Annotated in this window: 13 protein-coding genes; 4 read left to right on the forward strand and 9 right to left on the reverse strand. The window is 42.7% G+C overall.

Features of this window, described 5'->3' with window-relative positions; translation table 11 throughout:
• Positions 1–391 precede the first annotated feature (391 nt).
• Both FFM73_RS11215 and FFM73_RS11220 read right to left on the reverse strand, forming a co-directional pair.
• Entirely contained in the window at positions 392–1,813 is a 1,422-nt protein-coding gene (locus tag FFM73_RS11215; RefSeq protein WP_137631792.1) for a hypothetical protein, read from the reverse strand.
• 459 nt (positions 1,814–2,272) lie between these two features.
• On the reverse strand, positions 2,273–3,478 hold the full coding sequence (locus tag FFM73_RS11220) for an aminotransferase-like domain-containing protein (protein WP_137631793.1): 1,206 nt from the start codon (positions 3,476–3,478) through the stop codon (positions 2,273–2,275).
• A 169-nt stretch (positions 3,479–3,647) separates the two neighbouring features.
• Here FFM73_RS11220 and FFM73_RS11225 point away from each other — a divergent pair, with 169 nt between their 5' ends.
• From FFM73_RS11225 to FFM73_RS11235, 3 genes are all read left to right on the forward strand, one after another.
• On the forward strand, positions 3,648–4,547 hold the full coding sequence (locus FFM73_RS11225) for a LysR family transcriptional regulator (RefSeq protein WP_137631794.1): 900 nt from the start codon (positions 3,648–3,650) through the stop codon (positions 4,545–4,547).
• Between the two features lie 155 nt (positions 4,548–4,702).
• Positions 4,703–5,095 (forward strand): hypothetical protein, encoded by a 393-nt coding sequence (locus FFM73_RS11230; RefSeq protein WP_137631795.1) that lies wholly within the window; start codon positions 4,703–4,705, stop codon positions 5,093–5,095.
• A gap of 115 nt (positions 5,096–5,210) precedes the next feature.
• Positions 5,211–6,221 (forward strand): Abi family protein, encoded by a 1,011-nt coding sequence (locus FFM73_RS11235; RefSeq protein WP_171001288.1) that lies wholly within the window; start codon positions 5,211–5,213, stop codon positions 6,219–6,221.
• Positions 6,222–6,521: 300 nt separating this feature from the next.
• On the opposite strand, the gene FFM73_RS11240 is transcribed toward FFM73_RS11235, so the two are convergent.
• The 7 genes from FFM73_RS11240 to FFM73_RS11270 form a co-directional block, all read right to left on the reverse strand.
• Positions 6,522–6,731: a hypothetical protein gene (locus tag FFM73_RS11240; RefSeq protein ID WP_137631797.1), complete on the reverse strand. Its 210-nt coding sequence runs from the start codon at positions 6,729–6,731 to the stop codon at positions 6,522–6,524.
• Between the two features lie 268 nt (positions 6,732–6,999).
• A complete protein-coding gene (locus FFM73_RS11245; protein WP_137631798.1) occupies positions 7,000–7,329 on the reverse strand; it encodes a type II toxin-antitoxin system PemK/MazF family toxin in 330 nt (109 codons plus the stop codon).
• Positions 7,330–7,382: 53 nt separating this feature from the next.
• Positions 7,383–7,652 (reverse strand): AbrB/MazE/SpoVT family DNA-binding domain-containing protein, encoded by a 270-nt coding sequence (locus tag FFM73_RS11250; RefSeq protein WP_137631799.1) that lies wholly within the window; start codon positions 7,650–7,652, stop codon positions 7,383–7,385.
• A gap of 332 nt (positions 7,653–7,984) precedes the next feature.
• Positions 7,985–8,500 carry a hypothetical protein gene (locus tag FFM73_RS11255; protein WP_137631800.1) on the reverse strand — a complete coding sequence of 172 codons (516 nt, stop codon included), beginning with the start codon at positions 8,498–8,500 and terminating at the stop codon, positions 7,985–7,987.
• A gap of 72 nt (positions 8,501–8,572) precedes the next feature.
• On the reverse strand, positions 8,573–8,920 hold the full coding sequence (locus tag FFM73_RS11260) for a hypothetical protein (protein ID WP_137631801.1): 348 nt from the start codon (positions 8,918–8,920) through the stop codon (positions 8,573–8,575).
• A 717-nt stretch (positions 8,921–9,637) separates the two neighbouring features.
• Positions 9,638–9,871 (reverse strand): DUF2922 domain-containing protein, encoded by a 234-nt coding sequence (locus tag FFM73_RS11265; protein WP_137631802.1) that lies wholly within the window; start codon positions 9,869–9,871, stop codon positions 9,638–9,640.
• Positions 9,872–9,910: 39 nt separating this feature from the next.
• Complete coding sequence (locus tag FFM73_RS11270; protein WP_137631803.1) at positions 9,911–10,117, reverse strand: DUF1659 domain-containing protein; 207 nt, start codon at positions 10,115–10,117, stop codon at positions 9,911–9,913.
• 177 nt (positions 10,118–10,294) lie between these two features.
• Between FFM73_RS11270 and FFM73_RS11275 the strand changes: the two genes are divergently transcribed.
• Entirely contained in the window at positions 10,295–10,558 is a 264-nt protein-coding gene (locus tag FFM73_RS11275) for a hypothetical protein (protein ID WP_137631804.1), read from the forward strand.
• Positions 10,559–10,768: the final 210 nt, after the last annotated feature.

The raw sequence follows: 10,768 nt of genomic DNA on the forward strand, positions 1-10,768 counted from the left end.
AACCAAGAGAACATGTTTATCCGAATCTTCCAAATCGCTGCTTAGTCCCTATTGCGAATGCCCCTAGAACAAAGGGTTATTTAGTGTACCCAAAATCCATTTAAAGGGTACAAAGTCCCGATATTTCCGACCTCGACCACTCAAATCCCATAAACAACAAAGAGCTTCCTCCGAAGAGAAAGCTCTAAATATAATCAAGTCGTTAATCAACACCGTTTGACAAAGACCCGTTAATCAACACCGTTTGACAAAGAGCCTAATTAACACCGTTTGACAAAGAACCAAAAAAGCTCCCAGGTAAAAATCTTTTGATTTTTACCTGGGAGCTTTAAATTGAAGAGGCTTATGTCACAGCCTCCTTGTTAATTTTACAAATAATTGACTAAATCAATTATTTACCAATTGGGTCAACTAAACCAGGAACATTGCTTGCAGAGTTATCAGTTGTTGAGAGAACCTTGGTAGCAGTGTAGTTAACTTGGAATTTACCGTCCTTAGCAAAAGTACCAGCAGTTGCTGATTGTGGTGTAAGAACATAATGATATACCTTTTGATCGGTAGTATCTCTGAAGTCTGGTGAATTCAAAGTCTTCAATTGATCGTTACCCTTGATGTAATTCAAGGCATCTGCAGCGCTAAAGGTAGTGCCTTCAGTACCACTAAACAAAGTGGTAGTAACTGGCTTAATTACACCCTTAGCACTGTCTTGATCGTAAACTTTACCAGCAACTTCATTCTTAAGTTGTACTGGTGAAGTTGAACCATCATAGGTACCAAATGCATTAACTGTCATGCTTGCTTGGCCATTCTTAACAGCGTACAAAGTAATGTCTGAACCATTCTTAACGTTGCTCAAATCGTTTACAGCATCTTTAGGATAAACTTGGTAACCTGAGCCCTTAGTTGCATTAACTAAAGCAGTTGCAAAGTTTGAAGTCCAGCCACGGCTGTTACGGTCAACTGCATTGTGGTAAATAGTTGGCACAGCATCTTCGTTAGGGTTGCTTAAGCCTGTAGTAAAGTTAAATGTAGTAACGTTTTGCCCTGTAGCTACATCTTTAACGTTAACACGTACTTGTGATTGTGCATCAAAGCCTTGAGAATCGCTAACGTTTGATGCCTTAACCCACGCACCATTAAGTTCCGGTGTTTGACTGCCATTTGCTAAAGTAGTAGAAGCAATTTCGTACCAAGTTTCGCCTTCGCGTGAAGTAGTAGCAGCTTTGTCAAAGGTGAATGATGCATCTTTGTACTTGTCAGTTGCAGCTAATACGGAACCGTTAACCTTGGCACGGCCAACTCTGTATTGTGCATATGCAGGTTGTGCATAGAACAATGTGTTAGCAGTTGAACTGGTATTAGCAGTTAACTTGAAATTATCAGTTGCTTTAGGAGCAGTAGCATCCTTGGTAGTAGCATATGCAGTTAACCCACCAGAATAACTGTTAACTTTCTTACCACCGTAAACGTAGCCACGGTATGCTTTGTCGAATGAAACGACCTTGTAGTAAACTGAACCACGGTCAGTAGTCTTGTAACCGTAAGCACGGAAGTTAGCTGAACCGTTCTTTGATGCGTTTAACTTAGTAGCAGTCGCAGTAGTAGCAACAACCTTGGCACCCTTAACAGTACCTGGCTTTGTGTAAACAGCGTTCTTACCAGTTAAGTTTACGTTAGCATTAGTAGTTAATGCACTGTAAGCACCGGCAGTAGCAGCTTTTGCAGATGCGTTGGCACTAGTAGTACCAGCAACAGCTACAAATGAAACTGCAGCTAAGCCCAAATAAAGAGACTTCTTTAAACTAGATTGCATGTGAAATTCCTCCAAACATATATTTATGTAACTCATCAAGCAATAACAGTATACACAATATCCAACCGAATGTTAAGTAAAACATTACTTCTCAAGCGATTTAAATGTCATGCAGTGTTGCTAGACTCTATAAAGGAGTCTAACGCTTACGCCGCCAACCTTCAAGAAAAGCGCTTCATTTGTAGTTCACTTGTAATATTTTCACATATCTGAAAGATTAAGAATTTATTGTGAAAGCCTATCAGAGCTTGCTTTTGACGAAACTTTGAAGTTGTTATAATGCACTTTCATGTGACATTTTCATGACAATATTTTAAAGGGATTGCTTAATTTTTTTGCGGTAAGAAGTGCCTTTAGTGCGTAAAAAAGCGGATAATTTATTTAAAAAATAATTTATCCGCTTAAGGGTTTGTTTGCCTAACCACAACTTACGGCTTAGACGTATTTTGAATTTTCCTACTATATTATTTGTTCTGCTTGTGTCAACAAAGTTCCCAATCGTTTCATGCCAGTATCTATTTCTGTCGGGGTCAGTCCCGTGAAGTTCAGGCGCATGCCATTGGTGTGATCCTTGTAAGCGTAAAAATTCTTGGACGGCACGTAGGCAATGTGCTGGTTAGGCGTGGCTTCGTTATACAGCAGGTCAGTGGTGTTGATGGCCGAATTTACAGTGACCCAGGTGAAGAAACCGCCCTCCGGCTTCGTGGCTGACACCCCTGCCGGCAGATACTTGCGGCAGGCATCGATCATCGCCTGCATCCGTACCTTATACTCTTTGTTTAATCTAGCGATATGTTCATCCAGACTGTTATCAGCCAGATAGTGGTTGATCGCTTGCGCGGTGATATTGGGGACTTCCAGATCAGCAGCTTCCTTTAACTTATAGAGCTGCTGAATGACCGCCTTATCCGCGACTAGCCAGCCCGTTCTAAGCGTTGGCATCAGTATCTTGGAAAAACTCGACAGGAAGATTACGCGACCCTCAGTGTCGAAGTGCTTGATACTTGGCAGTGACTGACCCGTGTAACGCAGCTCGCGGTACGGGGTATCTTCTAATATGATGAGATTATACTGGTTGGCCAGTTCGACCACTTTTTGGCGTTCAGCTAATGACATGGTGACGCCACCGGGATTATGGAAGTCGGCCACCGTGTAGAGGAGCTTGATCTCCGGGTGCTGTTTCAAGGTGGCTTCCAGCTGATCGGTGTTTAACCCATCGTCTTCTAGTTCTACCTCATAATAAGTCGGTTCGTACGTATCGAATGACGAGAGTGCCCCCACATACGTTGGCGCTTCCACTACGATGCCATCGCCTTTATTCAGTAGCGCTTTAGCCACCAGGTCGATGCCCTGCTGGCCGCCCGCCGTGAGCATGACGTTATCAGCCGTGACGTGATCGATCTGCATCTTATCCATTGCCCGTTGCGCGAGCCGTTCCCGCAGTTCAACGGGGCCTTGAACCGTGTGGTATTGAAACGTGTGGTTGCCTTCCGCGGCCATGGCATCCGCGTAAGCCTGTGCCATGGCGTCCGCTGGGAATAAACTCTCCGCTGGCGCCCCAGCCGTGAACTTAATGGCATCTGGGTAATTCATGACGGGAAACAGTCCGGCTAGCCGTGACGGCACTGCCGGCTGAACCCGGGTGGCAAACAGTTTATTATCCATAGTGCGACCTCAACTTTCGCTGTGAATTGACTTGGTTTATTGAATTAATTCTATGGTATACTGTTCCACAGTGTTCGTATAGTTCAAGCTATTCACATTTAGGTGAAAATAGTTCACCTAAATTGTTTATAAGTGAGCAATATTTATCCCGTTAATTGGAGGCCGTAGTATGATTCCCTTTGCTTACCAAGTATTCAGTACCGTCATTCAAGAAGGTACTTTTCAAAAAGCCGCGCTGAAGCTGAACGTCACTCCCAGTGCGGTCAGTCACTCGATCACCCAGCTGGAAACGGAACTGGGCTTTCCCGTCTTCATCCGTTCCCGTTCCGGCGCTGAGCTGACCGCCAATGGCCGCACCATTTTACCGATCATTCAAGAGATTCTGAATTCGCAGGCCCGGCTGGAACAGGAGGCCGCTGACATCAACGGGTTAAACGCTGGTTCCATTCGCATTGGCGCGTTCTCCTCCGTGTGCATCAACTGGCTGCCGCCGATCATTCAGTCATTTAAAAAACAGTACCCCCATATCGACATCTCGGTGAGTCAAAGCAGCTTTAACGAGATCGTGCAGGACGTCAAAAACGGGACGCTAGACGTGGGCTTCGTGGTGACACCGGTCAGCGAGAACTTGCTGGTGGATTCGTTGATCAAAGATGAGATCTACTGTGTGGCGCCTAAGGGCTTCGTGCCCAAGAATAAAAAGTCCGTCACCCACGAGGATCTGGAAGACCGCGACTTTATCCTGCAGTCCGGTGACTACGACCGCGATACCAAAGCGGCCCTGGATTACTACGGCATTCAGCCTAATCTGATTCATTTCTCCATTGATGACCAGTCGATCGTCGCCATGGTGGAAGCGGGACTGGGATTAGGCATTTTACCGGAGTTGGCGCTACAGAAGATTCCCGGTAATGTGGCCGTTTATCCGTTTGAGCATTCATTTTATCGTTCGATTGGGCTGGCAACGTCTGCGGTGCAGGCCAAGGCCCCGTCGACGCAGCGGATGATCGAACAGATCAAAGCGTACGTGGCGAAGAAGTATCCGGAAGCGGTGCTGGTGAGAGCGTAACCCACCTATGTGAATTATCAACCACAGTATCCAGCAATTTCACGCTAATGTTAGCTGCTTTGAACCCCCTGTATTATGGTGTAATATTATGAACAAAAGTCCCAATAATCGAGCTACTTAAGAAGCTTATTCGTAAAAGGTAAGGAGATGTTTTTATGGACGGGAAGGTTATTAGAATACTCAGCGATACTGAATTAGTAATCAATTTAGGTGCAAAAGATGGCGTAAACTACAATGATAACTTTGAAATTTATGAACCAGGAGAAAAAGTTATAGATCCCACTACTCATAAGAATTTGGGCGTTCTTGATTATGTAAAAGCAGAAGTTAAAGTTATTGAATTGCATCCTTCTTTTTCTCTAGTAAGTCATCAAACAACTAAAACGGAGACTGTTACGCACAATGCTTTAAATGTTTTTGCTCAATCTACCCGAGACCGAACAACAACGGTAACTCATACATTGCCAGTCAATAGAAATCAAATTACACCACTTAAAATAAAAGCAAAAGAAATTCAAATTGGCGATCCAATACGATCAGTTGATTAAACTTGACATAGGAATATTCATATTTTAGAATTGAGGAAATGAAATGGTTTGGTAGTCTTGAAGACAAGCCTAACTAGCAAAAGGCACTTTCTCAATTGAGGAGGTGTCTTTTACTTTGAATAGAGAACCATTTTCTCCAGATAAACCCTTTAGAACTTACGATGAACAGATTGATCTATTAATAGCTCGCGGTTTAATCATTCAAGATCGAGGCTTTGCAAAACATAGTCTACAAACCTATTCTTACTATGATTTAGTAAACGGAAACGTCGAACCGCTGCTTATATCAGAGCACCCTGATCATTTTAAAGATGGCATCACATTCGAAATACTTATCCAAATCAGAATCATAGAGGATTTTTTAAAGCCCGTTTTTCTAAGTCAAATTTTAAAGATTGAAAAGACCTTTAAAACGACTATTGCCTATTATGTATCAGAAAACTTTGGTGTTAATAGTAATATTGGTGGTTATTTGGATTCATCCCACTATTCACAGGCCTCATCAAGAAAGAAACGAGTAAAACGAACCTTAAAAGAAATACGGGATATAAACGATGGAAATGTACGGGGAATTCAGGGTAGTCCAATTATCTACTATAGAACAAACCATAATCACATTCCGCCATGGATATCAGTTATGGAATTTACACTTGGCCAAACAATAAACTGGTATAAAATACTACCACTCGAAGGTCGCATAAGCGTGGCTCGCCAATTACTACCAAGTAATATTACCCTAAGCGATCAAAAATGTGTTGAGTACTTTACCGCAATCATTTCATTAATTCGGCAATTTCGTAATCATTTCGCTCATAATGACGTTTTAAGTCAAATGCAAAGTCGAGAAAAGGTCAACATGAAGATAATTAATGAAATTTTGAAAATACCAATTGTTAAGTCATCTGAAATTTTAAATAAAAATATGAATAATTTGTTTGCTTGCGTTTTTTGTATTTTGGTTTTATCAAACGACACAAACCAACTGAAAATTTTTACTTCTTCCATCAATGGCGCAATGGAAATTGTTGAAAATTCTGCAAATACTTTTAACTTCAAGGAAATCTTTGGACTTCCTACTGACTTAATCTCAAGGATTCAAAGATTGATTGATATCAGATCTAATTGAGCAGATATTTAGGCACTGAATTTTAAGTATTGCTATAGTACGCCTCATGTTATAATCAAGATGTGGTAGAAGCTGAACAGTAACTATCATGCAAGTAACTTACAACTTAAAGATCACTAAAAAGTCGCCGTTACTTTGGAGAGTGTGGGCGGTTTTTTAGTATCTTGAGAACCGTTTTACTGGTCTTCACCAACTACATTCCGCTAAACAACTCGTTAAAATACAAAAATACCACGTCTCATGTTATAATCAAGACGTGGTAGAGGTAGAACAGTGACTGTTCTACAAGTAACTTACAACTTAAAGCATGCTAAAAGCCGCTATTACTTTCGACAGTTTGGGCGGCTTTTTAGTGCCTTTAAGAATGTTTTGCTGGCTTTCACCAACTTGGTTGCCTGTTTCACCAGTAACGTTGCACAGGTACATATCCATGCAGCATGCAAGAAAAACAGACCCATCTCTATCAAACACCGAACCTCGTTTCCGGTCAGTCATCGTCATGATTACCATGGCACCACCTCGCTTCTACTTGTTCGTCACCGTCCTATATTCTACAAAACTCATTATATCATAGTGATTTTGTTACTTCTATTTCGCCAAACCAACGTTTTAGCGAAATAGGAATTGAATCTTGAACTCACATTTTACAAAAAAGGCCATATCAGGAAATAGACCGATGCACATTAATTCCAATAATGACAAATTTTGCCGGCTTTCACCAACTTAATTACCTGTGTCACCAGTAGCATTGGGCGGAAAAGCCCCAAGTAGAAAGGTACTAATACGATTCGGAGATCAGCTCTAAAACATCTTCTAAGGTTTCTTTTGGACAATTTTCAACGTATTGGTAATGACGATTATTCAAATCAATGACCCGTTCTTGCTGCGTTAGGATCTGCCCAGTTGTCTTTAATCCTTGAGGTAACTTAATATGCGTTGGAAAATCCTTTACTTTCGTGGTTATCGGAACAACCTTGACCAGTCGTGTTAAAACATTAAAATCGTTGTTTGAAACAATTAACACCGGTCTTGAACCCCTTTGTTCATGTCCTTTTGTCGGATTTAAATTGGTAAAATAAATTTCACCTTGTCGGAAATCATACTTCAATCTGCATCAACCCCTAATACTTTCAACCCTGAGCTAAGCAACTACTGATAGCGTTAATCCCATTTTTCTTTTCCGACTGGTTCTCCCCAGTCCATTTCTTGTGAACCGGAATTTTCCGCATAATATTTGTCTAAGTCAAAGCCTTCAAATCGTTGAGCTAATTTCGATTTTGATGGCTTTTTTTTGATCACTAATTCATCATCTTTAACATCAATATTGATTGTTTGATTAATGGGATCATCGATGCCAATCTGACGCAACATCTTTTTAGGAATCCTGATGCCTTGGGAATTCCCCCATTTTTTGATTGTTAAATTAGCCATGAGTATTCCTCCACTTCTTGAACCACTATGAGCAACTCTTGATATGTGTAGTATATACTAATGTATACACTTTGGACAATATATATGTTTGCATGATTTTTTTGGGCCACCTTGCCGAAACGTGTTCGGACAAGCAGAGAGCTACATGTAAGGGCACTAGGCCATAAATCCAAGTTCGGGATTTTTGACCTAGTGCCCTTTTTGGCCACATAGCCGAAACGTGTTCGGACAAGCAGAGAGCTGTGCGTAAGGGCACTCAGGCATAAATCCAAGTTCGGGATTTTTGCCTGAGTGCCCTTACGCGTCGCTCTCTAACCGCTTGTCCTCACACTCTAATCATCTAGCGCATCCTCAATATCCTGCTTATCCAGCATCATGCCGATTGCGTTCTGGTACATATCATAATCGCGCAACGTGACCACCACGTAGCGGCCAATGCCATCTTCCGTGATGAAGACCGGCTGGAAGTCATACACCTGCGATAAGATCCGCTTGGGCTGTTTTAACGCATTGATGGGCCGAATCACGCTTTCTTTCGGGGCAATCAAGTGCTTAAAGCGGTCCAATTCCACGTTGATAAAGGTCGGCATCTCATCCGCGTCGCCCTGGGGTAAAGTTGTCTCAGATTCTGGGATGTCCTCCCCGTCCATGACCTTCTCCATCAATAAAGCACCGATCATCTCACGACCTCGCGTCACGACATCATAGACCGATTGACCGGCTACGGTATGCTCGATCACTGGAATATACATCTGGTAAGGCAGCTCTTCGCGTTCATCGTGGCGGATCAAGCCAGAATAAGTTAAATACATAGGTGCTAGTGAATCTGCGGTATTAAAAAAGTCCATCGTGATAACCTCGTTTTCGTTTTGTCGTTACAAGGTTAACTATGCGATGGACACATGATTAGTTTTATCGAATTATCGAAATTTAAACCAGCTGGCATCATTCCAGCCACGGCGGACAATGTACGTATAGCGCGAGTTGGAATTGAAACGACCGGAATTGAGTACCCAAGAGAAGTTGGTATCATAATGGCCCAGCTTGTAGTGCGCGCCACGGTGCAGCTTATAAGATCTCACTGACCGGCTTCTAGCGATTGGATCCACGATCTTGATTTTTTGGACGGTCACCGTTTTCTTGATGGTGACCCAGTGATTATGCGCCCAGTAGCTTGCCAGCGCATGGGCCGTAGTTTGGTGAACCGCCATGCCCGTTCCCAATGCAGCGACTGTCATTAACAGCGTTGCAAGTTGTTTTTGTCTCATGTATGTAATCCCCTATCTGAAGTAGCTTTCAAACAGATTCAGTGTAGCACTTTACCGCATAAAAAAGGCCCTCCCCTTAAATTAAAAGAGAAAAGGTCTCTTAGATTGGGTACAGTTCCACGCTACCGCGGTAGCCTGAAACTCACCAGCTTAAAAAGTGTGTCATCGTTTTGATGTCCACGCGATCTGTTCCATACAGCCCGTTTGGTAATTTACCAGTGGCAAGACCCATTGTCTATGTTTCCCGGCTTGGAAACACCCATAAGTCGGCACGGTCTATCGCCAGCTGCATAGGCGTCTGCTTTTTAATCTCGCGCCCAGTGCTTGATGTATATATTGTTGGGGATTAGCTAAGTCCGAAACGCCTTTATGGGTAGACCATTCCGGAGCAGATTAATGATGGTCTAACGACGCATCGTTAAAACCTCTTTCATTGTAGCGTGAAAATTGAATTAAAGCTATTAATGTCCACTAATTTTGTGAAACTTTTTCTGCTTTAATCAAAAAAGCTGCCCAATCCACCGTCAACTAACAACGGCGAATCAGGCAGCTTCGGTTAGTGAATCGACCAGATGCTTAAGGCAATCATGATCAATTCGGTATTTTGCAGGTACAGCGCCGCGTAGAAGATTAGTGCTGCAATGATTATTCGTTGCTTCATCAATATCGCCCCCTGACCGTTCATTTCGTTAGAGAATAAATTGGGGGCGGTACTGGTTAGACCGTGTAGAGTTCTTGCGTCGTTGTTTTCACGTAGGCACCACTGACAGCTGAGACGTAAAGGGTAACGCCCTTACGATCAAAGAGGCCCAGGGTGGCAATTGCGGTCATCGCATCGGCAATGATTTCAGTGGTTAAGCCAGCAGCCGCCTTTGGAAAGCTGAAGGTGTGGACCTTGTCGTCCGTTCCTTTGAAACGTAACTGCAAAACTGTCTTTTCTTCGTTTTTCATGTTCGATCTCCTTTGAGTAAATGGCTGAGTTGGGTTCGCTTAGGCAACTTGAGTCTTGTTATCAGTGGTTGAAAGAGCAGCTGAGAGGAAGGTTAGATTAGTCAACTTTTCCAGTACAGCGGCGAACTTCTTAATTTGGTCGTCAGAGGGCTTTTCGACGATGTTACTGTAAGAGAAGCGCACCTTTTGGTCGTTCGCATCCATCATGATCAGGGTCAGGTTAGTCTTGTTCCAAGTGGTATTCATATTAGTCACTCCGTTTAAGTTAGTTTAGTAAGTGTTGGCCAACGCCTTACACTTATACAAACAAAATTGCGGGGCAAAGTGTCAACCCAAATCGTAAAAATTTTGAAATTAGGCGCAATCTTAGGTAGAATAGAGGAGTTGATTTAAAATGAGAGTTAAATTCAGGAGGCTACAACAATGGCTCAACGGCTTGTATATCCAGCAATCTTCGACCCGACAGTGATGATTAACCGCATCCAAGTCACGGTCCCAGACGTCCCTGGCGTAAAGGTAATGGGCACAACAAACGACGACGCGGCAAAAAAGGCGGCGGCAGCAGTGGGAACCAAACTGGCAAAATTAAAGGATGAATTACCAGTTCCAAGTACCCCAGGCGAACTAAAAGCAAAGCCGGGACAGACTGTTAGTTTTATTGTGTTGGATTTGGATGAATATAAATAGAGTGTGAGGACAAGAGGTTAGAGAGTGGCGTGTAAGTTGACTCCGGCAAAAATCCCGGGTTTGGATTTATGCCGGAGTCGGCTTACACATAACTCTCTGCTTGGCCGAACACGTTTTCTACCAAAAGACAACCCTTTTATAAGATGGTTTAGGGAAATTAGGGCATACTTAAATAGACCTACTGATTTTAGCTTTTTTCGTGATAAAATA

It is taken from the genome of Secundilactobacillus hailunensis, assembly GCF_005405185.1.
Classification (GTDB): Bacteria; Bacillota; Bacilli; order Lactobacillales; family Lactobacillaceae; genus Secundilactobacillus; species Secundilactobacillus hailunensis.